At 50.2% G+C, this 18,793-nt stretch carries 19 protein-coding genes; 7 read left to right on the top strand and 12 right to left on the bottom strand.

Going from position 1 to position 18,793, the window contains the following annotated elements; genetic code table 11:
* Positions 1–84 precede the first annotated feature (84 nt).
* A complete protein-coding gene (locus PLA01S_RS30230) occupies positions 85–402 on the bottom strand; it encodes a MazG nucleotide pyrophosphohydrolase domain-containing protein (RefSeq protein WP_127596058.1) in 318 nt (105 codons plus the stop codon).
* A gap of 218 nt (positions 403–620) precedes the next feature.
* On the opposite strand from PLA01S_RS30230, the gene PLA01S_RS30235 reads away from it, so the two are divergent.
* The gene (locus PLA01S_RS30235; RefSeq protein ID WP_127596061.1) at positions 621–1,199 is read left to right on the top strand and encodes an LOG family protein; all 579 of its coding nucleotides are present in this window, start codon (positions 621–623) and stop codon (positions 1,197–1,199) included.
* A 176-nt stretch (positions 1,200–1,375) separates the two neighbouring features.
* On the opposite strand, the gene PLA01S_RS30240 is transcribed toward PLA01S_RS30235, so the two are convergent.
* A complete protein-coding gene (locus tag PLA01S_RS30240) occupies positions 1,376–2,119 on the bottom strand; it encodes an SDR family oxidoreductase (protein ID WP_127596064.1) in 744 nt (247 codons plus the stop codon).
* Positions 2,120–2,425: 306 nt separating this feature from the next.
* Positions 2,426–3,013 carry a TetR/AcrR family transcriptional regulator gene (locus PLA01S_RS30245; protein WP_246059942.1) on the bottom strand — a complete coding sequence of 196 codons (588 nt, stop codon included), beginning with the start codon at positions 3,011–3,013 and terminating at the stop codon, positions 2,426–2,428.
* 233 nt (positions 3,014–3,246) lie between these two features.
* Between PLA01S_RS30245 and PLA01S_RS30250 the strand changes: the two genes are divergently transcribed.
* The gene (locus tag PLA01S_RS30250; RefSeq protein ID WP_127596067.1) at positions 3,247–4,230 is read left to right on the top strand and encodes a helix-turn-helix transcriptional regulator; all 984 of its coding nucleotides are present in this window, start codon (positions 3,247–3,249) and stop codon (positions 4,228–4,230) included.
* A 98-nt stretch (positions 4,231–4,328) separates the two neighbouring features.
* A complete protein-coding gene (locus PLA01S_RS30255) occupies positions 4,329–4,946 on the top strand; it encodes a GyrI-like domain-containing protein (RefSeq protein ID WP_127596069.1) in 618 nt (205 codons plus the stop codon).
* A 97-nt stretch (positions 4,947–5,043) separates the two neighbouring features.
* On the opposite strand, the gene PLA01S_RS30260 is transcribed toward PLA01S_RS30255, so the two are convergent.
* Complete coding sequence (locus tag PLA01S_RS30260; protein ID WP_127596072.1) at positions 5,044–5,757, bottom strand: SAM-dependent methyltransferase; 714 nt, start codon at positions 5,755–5,757, stop codon at positions 5,044–5,046.
* Between the two features lie 186 nt (positions 5,758–5,943).
* Here PLA01S_RS30260 and PLA01S_RS30265 point away from each other — a divergent pair, with 186 nt between their 5' ends.
* Both PLA01S_RS30265 and PLA01S_RS30270 read left to right on the top strand, forming a co-directional pair.
* Positions 5,944–6,705: a kanamycin nucleotidyltransferase C-terminal domain-containing protein gene (locus PLA01S_RS30265; protein WP_127596075.1), complete on the top strand. Its 762-nt coding sequence runs from the start codon at positions 5,944–5,946 to the stop codon at positions 6,703–6,705.
* A gap of 167 nt (positions 6,706–6,872) precedes the next feature.
* A complete protein-coding gene (locus PLA01S_RS30270) occupies positions 6,873–8,621 on the top strand; it encodes a M28 family peptidase (RefSeq protein WP_127596078.1) in 1,749 nt (582 codons plus the stop codon).
* Between the two features lie 143 nt (positions 8,622–8,764).
* Here PLA01S_RS30270 and PLA01S_RS30275 read toward each other — a convergent pair whose 3' ends face one another.
* Complete coding sequence (locus PLA01S_RS30275) at positions 8,765–9,208, bottom strand: DUF3888 domain-containing protein (protein WP_127596081.1); 444 nt, start codon at positions 9,206–9,208, stop codon at positions 8,765–8,767.
* 216 nt (positions 9,209–9,424) lie between these two features.
* Here PLA01S_RS30275 and PLA01S_RS30280 point away from each other — a divergent pair, with 216 nt between their 5' ends.
* Positions 9,425–10,372 (top strand): alpha/beta hydrolase, encoded by a 948-nt coding sequence (locus PLA01S_RS30280; protein ID WP_127596084.1) that lies wholly within the window; start codon positions 9,425–9,427, stop codon positions 10,370–10,372.
* Positions 10,373–10,489: 117 nt separating this feature from the next.
* Here PLA01S_RS30280 and PLA01S_RS30285 read toward each other — a convergent pair whose 3' ends face one another.
* The 7 genes from PLA01S_RS30285 to PLA01S_RS30315 form a co-directional block, all read right to left on the bottom strand.
* A complete protein-coding gene (locus PLA01S_RS30285; RefSeq protein ID WP_127596087.1) occupies positions 10,490–11,638 on the bottom strand; it encodes a serine hydrolase in 1,149 nt (382 codons plus the stop codon).
* Complete coding sequence (locus tag PLA01S_RS32930; RefSeq protein WP_164817549.1) at positions 11,611–11,928, bottom strand: serine hydrolase domain-containing protein; 318 nt, start codon at positions 11,926–11,928, stop codon at positions 11,611–11,613. Before PLA01S_RS32930 ends, PLA01S_RS30285 begins: the two co-directional genes overlap by 28 nt.
* A gap of 251 nt (positions 11,929–12,179) precedes the next feature.
* A complete protein-coding gene (phnX, locus tag PLA01S_RS30295) occupies positions 12,180–12,998 on the bottom strand; it encodes a phosphonoacetaldehyde hydrolase (protein ID WP_127596092.1) in 819 nt (272 codons plus the stop codon).
* A complete protein-coding gene (gene phnW, locus PLA01S_RS30300; RefSeq protein ID WP_127596095.1) occupies positions 12,995–14,089 on the bottom strand; it encodes a 2-aminoethylphosphonate--pyruvate transaminase in 1,095 nt (364 codons plus the stop codon). The genes phnX and phnW overlap by 4 nt, the downstream gene beginning before the upstream one ends.
* Positions 14,090–14,111: 22 nt before the next feature.
* Positions 14,112–15,107, bottom strand: coding sequence for an extracellular solute-binding protein (locus tag PLA01S_RS30305; RefSeq protein WP_127596098.1), 996 nt, complete (start codon positions 15,105–15,107; stop codon positions 14,112–14,114).
* A 294-nt stretch (positions 15,108–15,401) separates the two neighbouring features.
* Positions 15,402–17,018 carry an ABC transporter permease subunit gene (locus tag PLA01S_RS30310; protein ID WP_127596101.1) on the bottom strand — a complete coding sequence of 539 codons (1,617 nt, stop codon included), beginning with the start codon at positions 17,016–17,018 and terminating at the stop codon, positions 15,402–15,404.
* On the bottom strand, positions 17,011–17,763 hold the full coding sequence (locus tag PLA01S_RS30315; RefSeq protein ID WP_127596104.1) for an ABC transporter ATP-binding protein: 753 nt from the start codon (positions 17,761–17,763) through the stop codon (positions 17,011–17,013). Before PLA01S_RS30315 ends, PLA01S_RS30310 begins: the two co-directional genes overlap by 8 nt.
* Before the next feature lie 273 nt (positions 17,764–18,036).
* On the opposite strand from PLA01S_RS30315, the gene PLA01S_RS30320 reads away from it, so the two are divergent.
* On the top strand, positions 18,037–18,780 hold the full coding sequence (locus PLA01S_RS30320; RefSeq protein WP_246059945.1) for a DeoR/GlpR family DNA-binding transcription regulator: 744 nt from the start codon (positions 18,037–18,039) through the stop codon (positions 18,778–18,780).
* Positions 18,781–18,793: the final 13 nt, after the last annotated feature.

The following is an 18,793-nucleotide window of genomic DNA, read 5'->3' on the forward strand; positions in this document are numbered from 1 at the left end:
TAACAATGCCCCCTTCGACTATGAATCATTCCTGGGGGGACAGCCTCGTCAATGGGATGCAAAACAGGGTCTAGCGTATCACCTTTAAGAACCAAACCGCTTCAGCAGCTTCTGCTGATGGGCCGTAAATGCTTCTTCCAGCGAAATGCCATAGAGATCCGCCAACAGTGAAATGTTGCCGAGCACGTCGCCAATCTCCTCCACCAAATCCTGCTTGAGCTGTTCTCTGGATTGCACCTCCTCGTCGGGGCGGTCCCTGCCGATCTCATAAGCGCGGACGGCACGCGCCGTTTCCCCTGTCTCCTCCATCAAAAACCCAACGCGAATAAAGGGACCGTACTGGGTCCAGCCTCGCTCCCCGTAAAACTGTTTAATCCACTGCTGTGCTTCATTCATATCCATACTTGTGCTACCTCCGCGATTCCCTGGGATGACTTAACCTTTACTTTTTACAAAATTCAAGAACAAACTCATGATAATGCTAACATGTATGCCATAAGATAAGAGGGTGCCATCTGATGATCATTAACAATATAGTCCATCGATGCCATGACATAAATCACTATATATAGTATAATTACACGGATGAAATATCAACATCTTGTCAAGGAGTGTGCGAATTGAAATCTATATGCGTATTTGCGGGATCGAACATGGGGGAACATCCAGACTATAAAGCGAAAGCTGCCGAGCTCGGCCAACACATTGCCCACAACCAATACAAGCTCGTATACGGCGGCTCCAAAATCGGATTGATGGGTGAAGTAGCTAATGCCGTTCTGCAGCATGGCGGTGAAGTTATTGGTGTGATGCCGAGGGGACTGTTTAAAGGCGAGATTGTACATACCGAGCTGACCCAGCTCATTGAAGTAGCGGATATGCATGAGCGCAAAGCGACGATGGCTAAACTGTCCGACGGGTTTATCGCCATCCCGGGGGGTTTTGGAACCTTTGAGGAATTGTTCGAGGTATTGTGCTGGTCGCAAATCGGAATCCATCAGAAGCCGATCGGGCTGCTGAATGTTCGGGAGTATTATGAACCGTTCATGAAGCTGATTCAGTACAGTATCACGGAAGGTTTCTCCAATGCCTCCCACTTAAACCTGATCAACATCTCCGATGACCCGCTCAAGCTGCTTGAGCTCATGGATAGCTACACGCCTCCGACGCTGGACTTGAAGTGGAAGGACTTGGATTAAGGGTGTCTTCAGTGTCTTGTGTGCTGTGAGTGCCTTGAGGGAGATAGCACTCTCAGGGGAAAATTCTTAGGCTCAAGAATACGTTGCAGGTAATTATGACGCCTTTGCGCGATCTGTCGTAAATAAAAATGCACCGGGAATCCCGGTGCATTTTTATTTTTGCCATAGCAGCGATATTACACAAACCCGCCATTCACGCGGATCGTTTGACCTGTGATCCATTTCGACTCTTCACTTGCGAGAAACAGCACGACCCCTGCAATATCATCCGGTTCGCCTAGGCGTCCGAAGGAGTTCATGCTCACGATCCCCGCAATCTGTTCCTCCGACTTACCTACGGTAAAGAGCTCCGTATTAATCGGCCCCGGCGCCACCGCGTTAATTGTAACCCCTTTGGGCCCGAATTCCTTGGCCAACTGACGCGTAAACTGCTCCACAGCACCTTTGGTGCCTGCATACAAGCTGTACGCTGGGAACATCTGCCCAGCTACCGACGTCGAGAAATTGATAATGCGCCCACCCGACTTCATATGGTGAAAAGCCTGCTGGATTGCGAAATAAGTCCCCTTCACGTTAATCGCAAACTGCTGATCGAAATCCTCCTCCGTCATGGCCGCAATCGGCTTGGTTGTCATGATGCCGGCGTTGTTCACGAGAATATCGATTCCGCCATACGCCTCGATCGTTTCACTAAACAGTCGTTCAATCGCTGCTACCTGACTTATATCGGCTTGAATGGCCCGAGCTTCGCCGCCGCCCTGCTTAATGGCGCTCACCACTTCCTCGGCTTTAGCGGGGCTGCTCGCGTAGTTTACTACCACCTTAGCCCCGTTCTCCGCAAGCCTCTCCGCCATTTCACGCCCGATGCCTCTTGATGCTCCCGTTACGATAGCTACCTTGCCCGATAAACTCTTTGTCATGATACAACCTCCCACATAGGAATTAGGTGCACGGATATCTCATCAGGTGGATCCTCTGATCTGCACGTTTTTTTGTAATTTGATTATATGTCTCTACATAACAAATTACAAGTGACAATTTTATATTTTTGTCATTTGTAATTAAGTGAGAACAAAAAAGACGCTATCCCATGCGAGTATCGCCAAAAATAGCATCTTTTACGTAGGTGGTGATCTCTCCGCTAGCTCCCGATGTGCTATGTGGTGTCGTATAACGGCGGACTCGAGCACATCCTTATTCCCTCTTGCTATATTCTAGCCTGTTTACTATTTCGTGATTCCGGATAACAATAGCGTCCACACCGAGTCAAAATCGGCTTCAATCTCCTGTGAGGTCCACTGAGAGGCATGCGCCGGGTGATGAAACAGGGACGTTGCCATGAAAAAGGCTTTGGCCACCGAATCCGACTTGCCCTGTTTAAATTCACCGGTAAACATCCCTTGATCAATGATCTGGGCAATCTGTCCGATTAACAGCTTCACATGCGTATCAATCACCTTGACGGCTTCCAGCGTCACGGTCGTATACATGGCAAACATCTCGGGATCCTCAAGGGCATAAGCCCGTTTGGCCCGGATGAGGGTATCCGTCCATAACCGCAGGCGATCAGCGGCGCTGCCTTCCGTTCCGTCTGCAATCTTCTGTAACGGATCTGCAATCCGCTGCAGCCACCGTTCCGTTACGGCTTCTCTCAGAGCGGCTTTGCTGGAAAAATGCCGGTATAGAGATCCATGACTGACTTGAAGCGCCTTGGCAACATCGACAACCGAGGTTTTGTCAGGGCCGTAGCGCCGAAGCGTCTGCTCGGCAGCGTCCAATATGGCTTCTTTCGTTAATGGCTGGTCATGTGACATAGGTTCAATGAGCACTGGGGCTTTCCATTATAGCCCAAATGCCCATCTTCACGCCCCCTCTCTGTTGAACACATTATAACAAACCATCATTCAATATCAATATTGAACTTTTGTTATTTGTTATACCTGTAATCCCCGCTTCATCCCCTTGATCACACCCCCTCATGGATTGTTATAATAGCTTCATTGATCCGGATATAACCTAAATAACATGCAGAAAGCGAGTGCTGTCCATGGCTAAGCTGGACTATCTGTTATCCATCCTATGGCTGCTTCGATCGCATAAAAAAATGACAGCCGAGCAATTGGCGGAGAGACTTGAGCTAAGTGTCCGAACCGTCTACCGATATATCGACACACTGGGTATGAGCGGGGTCCCCATCATATCCGAATCGGGGCACGGCGGGGGGTTCAGGCTGCCCGATTCTTTTTTAAGCGTGCCGCTGTTCTTTGAACCAACCGAGCTTAAAGCCATGGAACACAGCGCGCTTCTTGCCCGGCAAGCGGACTATCCGTTTACGGATGCGCTTGAAAAAGCACTAACCAAAATTGAGCACCGGCTTCAGGAATCCCAATTGGAAGACTTGCGGCGTCATGTCGGCAGCATCCATATCCCATCGCCATCACAAAGTGCCTTGCTTCATCCCATATTGCGCGAGTTAGAGCAAGCCGTTGCCAGACGGGAAACCCTGATCCTTCAATATGCGAAGTCCTTCAGCGGCTCCGCGGAGGAGCGCCATATTGATCCCTATGGGCTGATCTACCGGCTCGGCAAATGGTATTTGATTGCCTATTGCCATCAACGGGAGGCCCTCCGTGTGTTTCGGGTAGACCGGATGAACAGCCTGTCGTTAACAGGCAGCTTATTTGAAATGCCGGAACATTTCTCGGTACATGACTACATGAGCCGTATTCATGAGTACCAGGATCAGAATACGGAGACGAAGGCGAAGGAATCAACGTTGGTGACCGTTCGCCTTCAAGGTCGCACCGAGGTCCTGGACGCGATATGCAACCAGTGGTTCCTGCAGCCTTATCTTGTCACTAGAAGAACTGACGACGAGGCCGAATTCCGTATGCATCCGGATTGGATGCTGCAATACATGCCTTATGTGCTGCTTTCTTTTGGCAGAGGAATTAATGTACTTGAGCCTCAGCAGCTGCGAACCATTCTCTCTGAAACGGCCCGAGACCTGGCCGCATATTACGAGGACTGATCCTTCGATAACTTCAGATAACTTCACTGACTCCTATGCAGTCAGTGAAGTTGGTTTATGATAGGCGTAAATCATGACCATAAAGGAGAGATTTACGTATGACCCTACCTAAACTCGATCTGGCCAAAAGCGATAAAACCTATTACACCGCCGGGAACACCCCTGAGCTTGTGCAGTTTGATCCCTTGCCCTATCTGTCATTCGAAGGTCAAGGCGCGCCTGAAAGCTCTCTTTTCGAGGATGCTACCGAGGCGCTTTATACCGTTGCATATGGCGTTAAGGGACATTGCAAGGCGGAAATTCAGGATTTTACCGTTCCTAAACTTGAAGGGCAATGGTGGGTGAACTCGGATCGGTACGGTTTGGAGGTTCCGAAAGAGGAATGGCATTGGAAGCTGCTCATTCGGATGCCGGCGTTCGTCACCCCGGAGATCGTAAGTTCCGCGCGGGACAAGGCCTTTTCCAAGAAAAATCATCTGGAACCCATTCAGCAAGTGGTATTGGAAACGATCCATGAGGGACTATGCGTCCAAATCATGCATATTGGCCCCTACAGCACAGAGCCGGATACGCTGGCGAAAATGTATGCCTACATGAAACAGCATCATTACGACCAGGACGGGCTGCATCATGAGATTTATTTGTCCGATCCACGAAAAGCCGCCTCCTCCTCCATGAAAACCATTCTCCGTGCACCTGTCAGACAGAAGAATTAGAACAGACCGAGGATTAAAGCGCGCCCTCTCTGAAAAGGACATCCGCGCAAAAGAGGGAGCCGGCATTGCCGGCCCCCTCCCGTATTTTACACTCATTCTATATCTTACGAATACTTAGCAGCGAATTGCCGTTCTTCATAAACTCATATGGCACTTTGACTTCCGCTGTCCGAAAGCCTTCTGCCTCCAGCTCATGAACAAGGCGCTCCAAATGAACGTAGCGGCTCCCCGATAAATCGGTCAACGGAAAGATGCGCACTTCTTCCGATGCCACTCGCAGCAGCTCCCGAATCGTCCGGACATGAAAATCATAATCCAATCGGTCGCTGTACATAAACAGAAAATGGGCGGACAGCACCAGGTGAAACTGTTCGTTATTAAAAGGCAGCTCCGGCAGTACCGCAGCGACATAGCGATCCGGAAACTCCCTCATATCCTGAACGCAGTCGTGGAGCGCTTGCTGGCGATGCCGACGAAGCCCCTCCACATCTCCATAATAGTCCCAGACATAATTGCTCTTCGCTTGCTCCATCGTTTCCATCGCGTGCCCGATATCCTGCAGTCCCTTGGCCTCCAGGTCGTCCAGCTTATGATCATACGCAATATCACTGGCCGTTATATCGATTCCATGCTTCGAACCGTGAGCGGTGAACGAACACGCACCGGAAGGGCAATCCAATACCCTTTTGCTGGCAAGCTCCGACATTTCCAAATCAAACATTTGCGTGTACTCGTCAAACGTGCGGCCAATGAATACAACCCGGTCCAATTCCTGTTTGGTCTTGCTTTGACTCTGCTCAGCTCTACTCATCTCTTCTCACCTCAGCTATTTATTGTGTGCGGGTGGGACGGCTGCTTCCCTACTCCGCAACAATATATTACCATAAGATGGAATGCTGGGTTATATTATTCACAGAATCCCAAACTCCACTCCGCGTTCAACCGTTCTATTTATACTATAATATAGATAACTAACTTTCTTCGGAGGGGAATCCTTATGTTACCTTATCCTACGGCTACGACTAGAGAAGAGAAAATGAACATCATTCATCAAATCAAAGACCGGCTGCTTCAATTGCACGGCGATGACATTCTGGCCATTGGCCTATACGGTTCGATTGCGCAAGGGATTGATGGTCCTTACTCGGACATTGAACTTCAAGTGGTTACACAGGACGGAGTCTCCCTGCCCGGGCACGAATTCATATACCCCCCTTTCAAAATCGAAATCGGCATGGAACAAAAACGGGACATCCTCAAGTCAGCAGCGTCTGTGGACGACTCATGGGCGATTACAGCAGGCGCTTATGTCCATCTACAGGAAATCTACGATCCGGCGAACCTGCTCGCTGAGATTCGGAAGCTGCCCCTCCAGGTTTCGGACGAAGCCATCAAAGAAACGATGCGGGGATTTATGATCTGGGAACCCTACGAAACGATGGGCAAAATACGAAACAACGTCCAATCCGGTAACTTAGGCTACCTCCCGCTTGGCGCCAAGGACCTGACCTGGCAAACGGCCAAGCTGATTGGACTTGCCAACCGAACGTTTTACAACACAAGAGCCAAGACATTGGAAGAATCACTGTCCCTAAAATCCAGGCCTTCGGGATACGATGAACTGGCGCAATTGGTCATGCGCGGACAGCTTCTGCAAATCGATCATGTGTATGAGCTTTGCGAACAGCTCTGGACCGGACTTAACGCATGGTATGAAAAAATGAATATTGAATATAAATCTAAAGAGCTTCCATTCTGATGGAGGCTCTTGCTTTGTGTCATGCATGGAATGCTGATCGTTCTCAATCTTATATTGACACATGTCATAATGTGGAACTACGCTGTGTATGAGCCCATTCCTTACATACGATGAAAGATCGCTTCACGAAACGCCTGAATGATCATAAAAGGAAGTGAGTATTTATCATGCAAATTCAATTGGGTAGACCGCCGGATTACAGACCTCCTTATTGGCTGCCGCTTACAACCATCCTCGCCGTCATACTCTTGATCTCCCTCATGCTGTGGTTCGAGAAGCCGCCGCAAGCCAAAAATATCGATGCACCCGCAACCGAATTCTCCGCAGAACGCGCGATGGCACATGTCGAGCGGATTGCACAAGAGCCCCACCCGATGGGCTCCCCTGCCAATGCGGAAGTCAGGGCTTATTTGGTGGAACAGATGAAGCAGCTCGGCTTAAACCCGGACGTTCAAGAGTTTAATGACCGCCTGACAACCAAGTACGTCGACGCCGACGTTCAGCTTACGAACATTCTCGGCGTCATTAAGGGCACCGGATCGGGCAAACCGCTCCTGCTTATGTCTCACTATGACTCGGTCCCAACCGGACCCGGAGCGAACGATGCTTCGGTAAGCGTAGCTTCATTGCTGGAGACGGCAAGAGCGATCCAAGCCGGACCTCCGCCGCAGAATGACATATGGATTCTGCTGACAGACGGGGAGGAGAAAGGCCTGCTGGGGGCAGAAGTGTTCTTCCGAGACCCGCAGCACCTTGAGGTGGGCATGATTGCGAATTTTGAAGCCCGGGGATCGAAAGGCTCATCCTTCATGTTCCAGACCAGCGACAGCAATAGTCGGATCATTGAAGAATACGCCCGGGCCGTATCCAATCCTGTCAGCAACTCACTCTTGGTGGACCTCTACAAACAACTGCCGAACGATACCGATCTGACGGTGGCGCTTGAGCATGGTCTCCCGGGACTGAACTTTGCCTATGGCGAAGGGTGGGTGGCCTATCATACCCCGATGGATAACACGGAGAACGTCTCCCTGGAGACGATGCAGCATCAAGGCGAGAACGCGCTCGCCGTGGCAAAACATTTTGGCAATCTCGACTTGACTGACTTAACTTCAACAAGCGACCGTATTTATTTCAATCTATTTGGGCTGCTGGTTCATTACCCCGCAAAATGGGCGATCCCGATCACCCTGGTGTTCACGGCGATATGGCTGGCCTTCGCGGTACTGTTTGCCCGAATCTCCAGACTCTCCCTAAAGGGAAGTTTGATCAGCTCGATAACCCCGATTGTGGCCGTCGTTCTCTCGGCAGCGCTAAGCTTTGGCTTATGGTCGCTGGTTGATACGTTATGGGCCGGCAAAATGACGCAGCCCACAGGCGCAACCTATGATTCACTCCTGTACAGTGTCAGCTTCATACTGGTAACCTTCATCGTTCATGTTGCGCTCACCCGCTGGATCGTGCGGAAAGCGAATGAAATGGAGATGCTGCTGGGAGGTGCATTCCTGTTCCTGCTGCTGCTTATCGGCTCAACCTGGTTCCTGCCGGGCGCAAGTTATTTATTTGCGATTCCGCTGCTGGTCCATTACGCGGCACTGACATGGGCGGCATTTACCCGGGACCCGATCGAATCCTTAAACCATCCGGCTATCGTACTGGGAACATCCCTTGTCCCTGTTCTCATGTTCACTTCGGTCTTTCATATTGTATTCCTCATGCTGCCGCCAGGGATTCACCTATTCAGCGTGGTACTGATCGGGCTGATACTTGCCCTGATGTCCCCGGCAGTACGAATGCTTGCATATGCCTGGAAATGGGTACTGCCGGCTGCCTTCATCGCCATCATCGTTCTGCTCGCCATCGGCTGGATCCAGGCCGAACCCGGGCCGGATCGGCCGGTTTACGAGAGCTGGTAATCATTGCAGGTACCCTTCCTGCTGCTTCAATGCTGGAGGGTGTGACACCCGATTAAACGCTCCATCATGATCCCCATGCCAAACAAGCAAACGCGCGAACTGCGTTTGCTTGTTTTTTTGACATTGGATCGGTTTCGCCGCTGTTACTTCACGATATCCTGCCAATGCGGGGGTAGCTCATACGTCTCCAGATGCTTGTATTCCACCAGCTTAACCATACCGCCGGGAATCGTCGGAGCCACTTCAAACACAAGCCGATCCTTTCCTACCGGAATATGGGGACCGACCGTTGGGCTGGCCTCAAGCGTAATGATGAAATGAAAACCGCGGAATCCGTTCACCCGCTTCACTCCGGTCACATCCACAAAGTATGGATAAACCAGCGGCTGCTCCTTCAACGTATGGATATAATGCCCGCGAACCGCCTCATCGATATGAGGAAGCAGAAATAGCATCAGCATATCCTGATATTGCAGCTGCGCACTATCTTTCTTCGGCGAGGAATAGTTCCCCTCCGCATGGGACGGCAGCGGTAAACCCATGACCGTAACGACGGCAAGAATTAGGCTGATGAAAGGTTTGTTCATAATTCTATCTCGCCTCCGTGCTGCAGCACTTTATATTTAGGCTACCCCAACCGATAGGATTGATGTAACACCCGCGAAACGAACGTGATCCGCGATATAGATTAATCAGAGGACGTGCGATATGATAGGTGGAAGAAACGATCTCGTATCGGCATCTGCCTTCCTTATCACCTTCATTCATCGTGTTCTACGGATACAGGGAGGATAACCATCAACATGAAAAAAAGGATTAAAATCATGTCAGCAGCTATCATCGCATTTCTGGTTGTCATTATTATCGCAGCAAGCTTCTACTTCTATAATGTCGCTATTGCCCGCGCCGACAAGGGCTTTCTGAACGGTAACCCGGACCTGGAAGCCAACTCGAATATCGACAATCCCTTTGCGGACAGCAAGGATTGGTGGGCCCAGCAGAGCTTCGAGGAATGGAATCTTACCTCAGACAACGGTCTGAAGCTGCATGCTTACTATTTACCTGCCAAGGTATCAACGGATAGAACCGTCATCATTGCCCACGGCTACTCCGGTCATTCGGAGCAGATGAGCGGGTTCGCCCAAATGTACCATGAGGACCTGGGTTACAACGTGCTTCTGCCCGACGCGCGCGGCCATGGACGAAGCGAAGGCGATTACATCGGCTTCGGCTGGCCGGAGCGCAAAGATTATCTGAAATGGATTGATCACGTCATCGGGCATACGGGCGAAGACGCTCAAGTCGTCCTTCATGGCGTGTCCATGGGCGGTGCAACGGTCATGATGACGAGCGGCGAAGAGCTTCCTCCCCAGGTAAAAGCCATTGTGGAGGACTGCGGGTATACCTCGGTCACGGATGAGCTGACCTATCAGCTGAAGCGCATGTATAAGCTGCCGTCCTTCCCGCTGGTTCAATCCACAAGCCTGTTGACCAAGATCCGCGCCGGATACTCCTTCGGCGAAGCATCCGCACTGGAGCAGGTCAAGAAATCCAAAACACCGACGCTGTTCATTCATGGCGGCGGCGATTTGTTCGTACCTACCGAGATGGTGTATGAGCTGTACGAGAATGGTCCGGAGCACAAGAAGCTGTTCATTGTCCCCGAAGCAGGTCACGGCATGGCTCGCCAGTTCGATCCCGAGGGATATGACAGGGAAGTAACAGAGTTTATAGGTACGTACGTGTTATAAGAGAAATGAAGAAAAAGAGCAGCCCATGCGGACTGCTCTTTTTAATAGATTGACACAAGCGTACCTGCTACCGCAGGATAGATAGCCAGCTTATGCTAATGCCTTGTGCCTCATGTCTTATTTGGACTGAAGCAGCTCATTCACCATACAAATTCCCTCACCATGCTCGGGGTCCAGCTCAACCGATTTCTGATAATGCTTCAGCGCAAGCTCGCGTTCACCCGCAAGCAGGTACATCTCGCCAAGACTATCATGGATGTTCGAGGATTCCGGGAATATCTGTGCGGACAGTTCGAGCAGCCGGATCCCCTCCTGAAGCCATCCTCCCCGCATCAGCGTATAAGCGCCTGCATTGAACTCTCCTTCAAGAACAAGGAAGCGTTCCGGACATGACTCCAGAATTTCATTATACTCCCTAACAGCTGCATCTACCCCGGACACCATCGTAACCTGAGATAAGTGATGGGCAAGTGATCTTCGTACATAAGGGACATCATCGCCCAGCAGGACATCAAGAATCGCTGAATAGAGTACTTTGCCCCCGATATAATCGGCATTCATCATAAACAACACGGCCATTCCCTCGTCCGGCAGCAGCATGAAGTGACTCCGAAACCCGGTATCCCGCCCCATATGGGACATAACGCGGCGGCCCCTGTATTGGCCCATAAACCACCCAAGACCCATTTTATCGAGACCATCACCATATTCCGTAGACGCCTCTATTTGCCACATCTCACTATAGCTGTTCGCTTCGAGAATGGCGTTTGCTTCCCTACGCATACGGCTCCCACTTAAATGAGTTAATGCATAGTTGCACATATCAAGCGCATTGGAATAGAGAGTTGAGCTAGGCGCATGGGCACGATGATAAGGAAATATGCGGCTGACCTGAGCACCGTAACCATCCTGAAGACCGAGCACATGCGGCGTAGCCAGCGTATCGATGGCGGCCTCTTCCTTCAAAAAGGTGCTGTTTTGCATGGAAGCAGGCTCAAGCACCTTCTTTTTCATATATTGTTCGAACGAAAGGCCCGTGACCTTTGCTATCACATCACCTAATATCTCGTAGCCGATGTTACTATAATCGAAAGCCTGACCTGGCTCTCCTTGCAGCTTGTAATTCTTCAAGCCCCTCACATATCGCTCCAAGCTTCCATCATCATATTCAGGACAATCCCATGCAAAATCATTTTCATCCGGCAGTCCTGATGTATGACTTAGCAGCTGGCGTATCGTCAACTGCCGGTACCGGTCATCCGCCATTTGAAAATAGGCAAATAATCCGACACTAAACCGTCCAGCTTGATGATTCTCTCCTCAGCAAGCTGCATGATACCAGTAGCAACCAACGTTTTCGAGACGGAGGCCATATGAAACAGGGTGTGTTCTGTAACTGCTTCTCCATTCTCTGCATCCGTGACCCCAAATCCCTTGGCATAGATCATCCGATGATTATATACCACACCAATAGCCAAGCCCGGCAAGGGTTCATCAAGTAAAAACTGGGGCAAAATCCGATCTAAATTCTCAACAATCCGCTGTATATCGCTCATTGTATCCTCCCATGGGTATGATATGAAATTATCAAACAGCATAAATGGGTTATACCATGCGTTATACCAACGGTTTCACGTCCCTTCAAAGTTACACTCCTAATATACAAGGATTACCAAAGGATGAGTAGGTAATGTTTAATTATAACGGTGCTATCCGTTCCCTGCACAAGGAGGATCAGGAGCGTTAGGTACCACGAATAACTTAAAAGAAGCCACATTCTCACGCGGCTTCTTCATTAACTACCATCTTAGGATCGAATGCCCGGTCTTTTCCCCTCAGCCAGCATGTCGTTTATTCTCTCGATTAACTGCGGCAGTTCGTTCATCGTTCGAATCGTAAAGTCCGCCCCGTGCTGGATAAACGTCTGTTCAGTTCTCGAAATTGCGGCTTCCCGGTCCGACGCTGACAGGGCATGGAACTCTTCCGAACTCAGGCCCATTTCCGAGCTGCCAATGACAACGCCAACCGACCATACGCCTGCATTCACGCCTTCCTTCACGTCCGAGACGGTATCCCCCACCTTAACGACCTTCCAGGAAGCCGATAACCGGAGAGACTCCATATTCCGGTAAATCATGTACGGATAAGGTCTTCCTTGGGAATTCGTGTCATCCGGCGTGAAATAGACATCCGGGCTGTAGCCCTTTTGCCGGGCATTTGCGACCACGACCTCCATCATGCTGCCCGTATAACCTGTCGTAGAACCAATCTTCAAGCCTTGACTCTTCAAAACTTCAACCGTATCGATGACACCCGGGATCGGGTCCGTGTACTCGGATAAGGAAGCCATCAAGGCCGGCTCAAATTCCGCGTACAACCGCTCCACGTCCTGCTCATCGAAAGCTCTTCCGTACTTCGCTTCCCACAGCGACGACACTCTCGGCATGGACAGCATGGCACGAATATGATCGATCTTCAGCATCCCCATCGGCGCTCTCGCTTCATCCATCGTCACTTCAATGCCCGAATTCTTGAAAATATCGACAAACACGTTCACCGGTGCAAAGCATCCAAAATCCACAGCCGTTCCGGCCCAGTCCAATATAACGCCTTCGATTCGGTTCATTGTGCCATCACTCCCCTATACTCTTCGATGATATGACATAACTGCTCGATATCCTGCTCATAGATTTCTCCTATATTCCCAATGCGGAAGGTATCCACGTCGGTCAGCTTGCCGGGATATATCACATAGCCTCTTTCCTTAATATAAGCGTAAAAGTGCTCGAAGCTAAACCCTTCACTCGGGAATAAGAACGTGGTGATGATCGGAGATTGCTTGTCATCGGTGATATAAGCGTGAATGCCGATCTGCGCCAATCTCTCCCGCAGCAGGCGATTGTTATTCCGGTAACGGCTGAATCTCGCCGATACACCGCCTTCTTCATTCAGCTCATCCAACGCCTTGGAGAAGGCGGCTACAACATGGGTCGGCGAAGTATATCGCCATTTTCCGTCCTCATCCATGCCTTTCCACTGATCGTACAGATCGAGCGCCAAGCTGCGGGCAATCCCTTCGCAGGCTGCAAGCTTGTCCAGCTTGGCGATGACGAATCCAAACCCCGGAACGCCCTGGATGCATTTATTCGCACTGCTGATCAGATAGTCGATGCCAAGTCCCTGCACATCGATTTCCATTCCGCCAAAGCTGCTCATCGCGTCGATGATGAGGGTTTTGCCATATTCTCTGGACAGCCTCGAGACCATCTCCAGCGGATTCAGAATCCCGGTTGTCGTCTCGCAATGTACCATCGCGATATGCGTAATACCCTCATCCTTATGCAGTATGGCTCGCAGTTCATCCTCGCATGGATGTTCATCGTAATTCACTCTGTACTCCACGTGATTCAGTCCGATATACGCCGCCATTTTCACGATCCGCTCACCGTAGGCGCCGTTCGTTACGATCAGCACTTTATCGTCATTCGATATGGTGGATGTCATCACCGCTTCGACGGCAAACGTACCGCTTCCCTGCATCAGCACGGCGGTGTACCGCTCTGGATCCGCCCCGGCGAGTGTCAGGAGCTGCGACCTGATTTTTTGCGTAATCGATTTATATTCATCATCCCACGTGCAGCGGTCAAAGAGCATCTCCTCTTTCACCGTCTTGGTTGTCGTCAAAGGTCCTGGTGTCAAAAGCTTGTAGGTATTCATTTCACATCGCTCCTATGCTGGCTTATTCTTTGGATCCGTTGAAGAATTGCTGATGCTCTTCCAGCAACTCCACGGTCAGCGGCTTCTCAAAAGTCATCGAGTACGCAGGTTTGTTGACCTCATCCACGGTCTCCCCTTCGTACAGGGCCACCGGATAGTTCACGATCAGATCTTTTCTGGCATCCTTCACAATGGTTTCGGCCATTTTCATCGCTAAATCGGTCGTGGCATTCTTCTTGTCCACCACCGCAACGGACTCGGTCAGCGAGAAGTTGCCTTCGACCGGATCCACGTAATCAATCGGTGCACCGTCAGCTTTGGCCGCTACCGCCTGATGGCGGAGTCCGAAGCCCGCAGCCACTTCTCCGGCCTGCACTTTTTTGATCGGACCGGAGCCCGAGCTCTCCAAATGCGGTCCCACATTGGCAATCAGATCATGGAGTATTTGGCGTCCCGCATCTTCGCCGTATTGGTTAATAATCGCCTGAACCAGCAGCCAACCGGTGGAGGAATCCATAATGTTCGGAATCGATACGAGTCCGCTGAATTCCGGTTTGGTCAGGTCCGTGATGGAGGTTGGCATCGGCAAGCCTTTGTCTTTCAGTACCTGTGTATTCACGAAAATGGAGCCGGTATTCGCCAGAATCGGCGTGTAGTATTTCGGATAAGTTCCGACAGCACCCGCGTCAAAAGCCAAATCCTTAAACATGGAGTGCTTGGTCTGCGAGCTTTCGATAAAGTACGAGCTCATCGTGACGAGATCAGCCTCGATTTTGTTCCCCTCAGCCATCAGTTTGCCGCCAAGCTCGGATGTACCCAAGGATTGCACCAGATACTGTCCTTCGTATCCGGCATTCTTCAACGATGTTTCCATTGCGGCGACAGCCTCTTCATCCCCGTTAGTGTAGATGACTACCTTCTTGGCTTCCCCCGCGCTTCCGCTGCTGCAGGCGGCCAGTGCAAACACCATGCTGATTGCGATCAATGACAGCAGCATTCCTTTAAGCGTCTTCATCATGATTAACTCCACTCCTTGTATTTTTATTTGTATTAATAAATAAGTTACTGTGCTTGATGCCCGCTGCGATACCGTATTGTACCTCCGATCGCTGTTGTCTTCAGATTTCTTCTGATTGGTATGAATCTGTTGTAGAAATCCGCAGACAAAGGCGAACGCATTCGCTTCTCCAGTACAATACGTCCTCTCTGCTGGGTGTCTTCGTAAGATGTTCGCAGCCACTTTATTCGTTCGAGGGCAATAGCGATCGGAAATACGATCCGGCATCGCAGCGGACTTGAACGCAATAGTCACTCAGCGCTGCGCCGTTCTCCTCTGCAATGCATCACACACCAGCTTGATGATCAGATTCGTGAAGAAGATCAGCATCGACAACACGAAGATCTCATTAAACTTGGCGAAATGCTGCAGCTCTTTGATCTTGCTGGCTACAAGCGACGTCTGGGCAGATACAAGAAAGATAATGCCGCTGATCGTCACCATAGCGTTGATGAAATAGTAGCTGAACATCTCCATGACGGTTGAAGCCGAGTTTGGCAGGAGCACTCGATAAACGGTCTTGAACCAGCTGTCACCGAGCAGTTCTCCCGTGGTTTCCCAAGAGGAATTCATCTTGGACAGGGAGTTCTTGGCCATCAGATACGGCGTTGTAAAGAAATGAACGATATTGCACAGAACGATAATGATGAAGGTTCCCTTCAGGCTGCTTCCATTAAAGAAGAGCAGGTAGGATATCCCCAGCACCATGCCGGGCACCGTATTGGTTATCATGGATACGATGTCTACCGCGGATCGGGTTTTTAACGACGTCCGCACATTCAGCAGCGCCGATCCGTATGCCATCAAGGTGCCGAACAGCGCCGTCAAGAAGGCGACCCAGAGGGAGTTTCGGTATACCCCTGTTAAATCAGTCGATTGAAACACGTCCCGTACATGCTTAATCGTAAAGGTCATGTCATAGGGGTAACTGCTCAACCAAGGAGCGATGAACATCACCGCAAAAATGGACAGCATGCCCATCACAATGACCGACGACATCACGCCAAAGGCGATATCCCGAATGCGCTGGCGCGGCAGCTCGATATCCGAGAGCTTGTCATAGTGGAAATTCCATTTTTCCAGATAATTCAGCAGCCAGATGCCGAACACGGCAGGGAGCAGCATCATCACCGCAATGACAGCGCCTTGGTTAAAGTCCGGAATGGAACCCAGCATCACCTGATACAGCTGCGTTGCCACGACCGGATAGGTACCGCCAACCGAAGCCGGAATGCCAAAATCCGTAAAGCTTAAGATAAAGGAAAGGACAAAGGCTCCGCCAAGCGCCCCGGCCAAGGGACGCAAAATCGTATTCAGGAAACTTCTCATCGTTCCGTCACCCATTAACTTGGAGACGATGATGAACTTTTTATCAATATACTTAAATGCGTTATGGATCAGCAGGAATACTGGAGGCAGTGTATAAATGACGTAGCCTATGAGCAGACCGTTCCATCCGTAGATTTCAAACAAATTGCGTCCGGCAAGCCGGGTGATCAATCCCTGATTACCGAACGAATACATAATGGCGAACCCATATGTAATAGTCGGGAGCAGCATGGGGATGATGATGACAGTTTTCAGCAGGCCTTTGACGGGCCGGTATATTTTGGTGCAATGAATGGAATACGCGAGTATAAACCCCAGGACGGTTGTGATCACCGCCGTGATGCCCGATATCTTCACGCTGTTGCCAATCGCTGCGATGAATTCCCGATTCGACCCTATCGATACATAATGTCCGAGGGTTAACCCTTGATCGGATTCGAAGGAACGGACCAGCAGTATGAGCAGCGGCAAGAACAGAAACACGACGAACAATAACAGGATGACGGTAAAGATGATCCGCATTTCCGGTTTCACGTTATGCATACTGCTCACCGAACAGGTTGTAGATGTTCTGCCTTTTGATGTGCAGCTGCTTGATAATAAACTGCTTCACAAAATCATTGCTCGGATGATGGACAATCTCCTGGGGTGTACCGAATTGGGCAATCTGCCCCTGATGGATAATCAGGATTTTGTCCGAGAGCGTCAGCGCCTCCTCCGGGTCATGCGTCACAATGATCGTGGTCAATTTGAATTCTCTGGCAATCGATTGAATCCGCTGCTTGATCGACTCCTTGATCACGCCGTCCAGCGCGCTGAGCGGCTCATCGAGCAGCAGGATTTTGGGTTTCGTGACCAGCGTTCTGGCAAGAGCCACTCTCTGCTTCTGCCCTCCTGACAGTTCGCCGATCCGCTTGTTCAAGTGAGGCTGAAGCTCCAGGAATTCGATATACTCCTGTACCTCCTGCTGACTCACGCTCCCCTTCTTATTGCGCAGGCCGTATACGATATTGTCGTAGGCATTCAGATTGGGAAATAAGGCATAGTCCTGAAAAACGATATTAAACCCCCGCTTCTTCATCGGCACGTTGCTCAGATCTTGATTTTGGAACACGATTTTTCCCTGATCCATCCGGGTGAGTCCCAAAATAATATTCAGTAATGTGGTCTTCCCGCTGCCGCTCGGACCGAGCAGCGACATAATCTCGCCCGAACCGATTTCTACGTTGATGTCATCCAAAACCACTTTATCGTCGAATTGTTTGCGAATATGCTCTAGCTTCAGCAAACGGCTCACCTCCCTTAAACACATCCTCAGTATAGAAACCATATGTAAACAAGAATCATGAGAACTGTTAAATGTAAGTAAATTATGCATATATCATTCATATATCGATACCAACTATTGACCATATTCATCCACATTAAGTGCCTAACTTACGAATAAGATAGGTAACTCTATTGAACATGGCCGGGCGAATCGGTAAACTAGACATGAATACTGGTACCAACTACTAATGCGGATTGAATGGGTGAGCGAATGTTTCCACTGGAGAGGCAAATGAAAATACTTGAGCTGCTTACGATTCGAAAAGTACTGAAGATCACGGAACTAACAGAAGAGCTGAACGTCTCGGTGGATACGCTGCGCCGGGATCTGAACACCTTGACCAAGCAGGGGCGGATCGAGAAGATCTATGGCGGCGTCAAGCTCGTGGAGTCCCGGTTCGGCGAATCCTCCATGGACGAGCGCATGGTCAGCCAGTTGGAAGAGAAGGACCGGATCGCCCGTAAATGCAGCGAATTCGTTCATGACGGTGATTGCATCTATATCGACAGCGGCTCGACGACGTACCAGATCGCCAAGTACGTGAAACATAAGAAGAAGCTGACGGTCGTTACCAACTCGCTGCCAGTTGCGATTGAGCTGATGGACAGCGATGTGGAGCTGATTATGATCGGCGGCAAAATCCGGCGGGAGGAGCAGTCCGTCGTCGCGTATGAATACATCTTCAACTTTCATGAGCTGAATGTGCTGAAAGCCTTCATCTGCTGCAGCGGCATCACCATCGAAAAAGGCATTTCCGACTACAACCTGGAGGAAGCCATTACGCGCAAAAAAATGATCGAGCTGTCCAAAGAAGTGTACGTCATGGCGGACAGCACCAAGTTTGGCAAAGACGTCACCATCTCCATCGCATCGCTCGACAAGATTGATACGATCGTGACCGATGCGAACGTCCATGCAAGCTTCATGCCAAAGTTCAAAAAAACCAATACAACGCTAGTGATTGCGGATGAATAGAATAAAAGTGCGT

The sequence above is a fragment of the Paenibacillus lautus NBRC 15380 genome (assembly GCF_004000945.1).
In the GTDB taxonomy this organism is placed as follows: Bacteria; Bacillota; Bacilli; order Paenibacillales; family Paenibacillaceae; genus Paenibacillus_AQ; species Paenibacillus_AQ lautus.

What these genes read in the sequence shown, in the direction of transcription:
- PLA01S_RS30230 (WP_127596058.1), bottom strand. Translation starts at nt 402, where the DNA reads ATGGATATGAATGAAGCACAGCAGTGGATTAAACAGTTTTACGGGGAG.
- PLA01S_RS30240 (WP_127596064.1), bottom strand. Translation starts at nt 2,119, where the DNA reads ATGACAAAGAGTTTATCGGGCAAGGTAGCTATCGTAACGGGAGCATCA.
- PLA01S_RS30245 (WP_246059942.1), bottom strand. Translation starts at nt 3,013, where the DNA reads ATGTCACATGACCAGCCATTAACGAAAGAAGCCATATTGGACGCTGCC.
- PLA01S_RS30250 (WP_127596067.1), top strand. Translation starts at nt 3,247, where the DNA reads ATGGCTAAGCTGGACTATCTGTTATCCATCCTATGGCTGCTTCGATCG.
- PLA01S_RS30255 (WP_127596069.1), top strand. Translation starts at nt 4,329, where the DNA reads ATGACCCTACCTAAACTCGATCTGGCCAAAAGCGATAAAACCTATTAC.
- PLA01S_RS30260 (WP_127596072.1), bottom strand. Translation starts at nt 5,757, where the DNA reads ATGAGTAGAGCTGAGCAGAGTCAAAGCAAGACCAAACAGGAATTGGAC.
- PLA01S_RS30265 (WP_127596075.1), top strand. Translation starts at nt 5,944, where the DNA reads ATGTTACCTTATCCTACGGCTACGACTAGAGAAGAGAAAATGAACATC.
- PLA01S_RS30270 (WP_127596078.1), top strand. Translation starts at nt 6,873, where the DNA reads ATGCAAATTCAATTGGGTAGACCGCCGGATTACAGACCTCCTTATTGG.
- PLA01S_RS30275 (WP_127596081.1), bottom strand. Translation starts at nt 9,208, where the DNA reads ATGAACAAACCTTTCATCAGCCTAATTCTTGCCGTCGTTACGGTCATG.
- PLA01S_RS30280 (WP_127596084.1), top strand. Translation starts at nt 9,425, where the DNA reads ATGAAAAAAAGGATTAAAATCATGTCAGCAGCTATCATCGCATTTCTG.
- PLA01S_RS30285 (WP_127596087.1), bottom strand. Translation starts at nt 11,638, where the DNA reads ATGGCGGATGACCGGTACCGGCAGTTGACGATACGCCAGCTGCTAAGT.
- PLA01S_RS32930 (WP_164817549.1), bottom strand. Translation starts at nt 11,928, where the DNA reads ATGAGCGATATACAGCGGATTGTTGAGAATTTAGATCGGATTTTGCCC.
- phnX (WP_127596092.1), bottom strand. Translation starts at nt 12,998, where the DNA reads ATGAACCGAATCGAAGGCGTTATATTGGACTGGGCCGGAACGGCTGTG.
- phnW (WP_127596095.1), bottom strand. Translation starts at nt 14,089, where the DNA reads ATGAATACCTACAAGCTTTTGACACCAGGACCTTTGACGACAACCAAG.
- PLA01S_RS30305 (WP_127596098.1), bottom strand. Translation starts at nt 15,107, where the DNA reads ATGATGAAGACGCTTAAAGGAATGCTGCTGTCATTGATCGCAATCAGC.
- PLA01S_RS30310 (WP_127596101.1), bottom strand. Translation starts at nt 17,018, where the DNA reads ATGCATAACGTGAAACCGGAAATGCGGATCATCTTTACCGTCATCCTG.
- PLA01S_RS30320 (WP_246059945.1), top strand. Translation starts at nt 18,037, where the DNA reads ATGAAAATACTTGAGCTGCTTACGATTCGAAAAGTACTGAAGATCACG.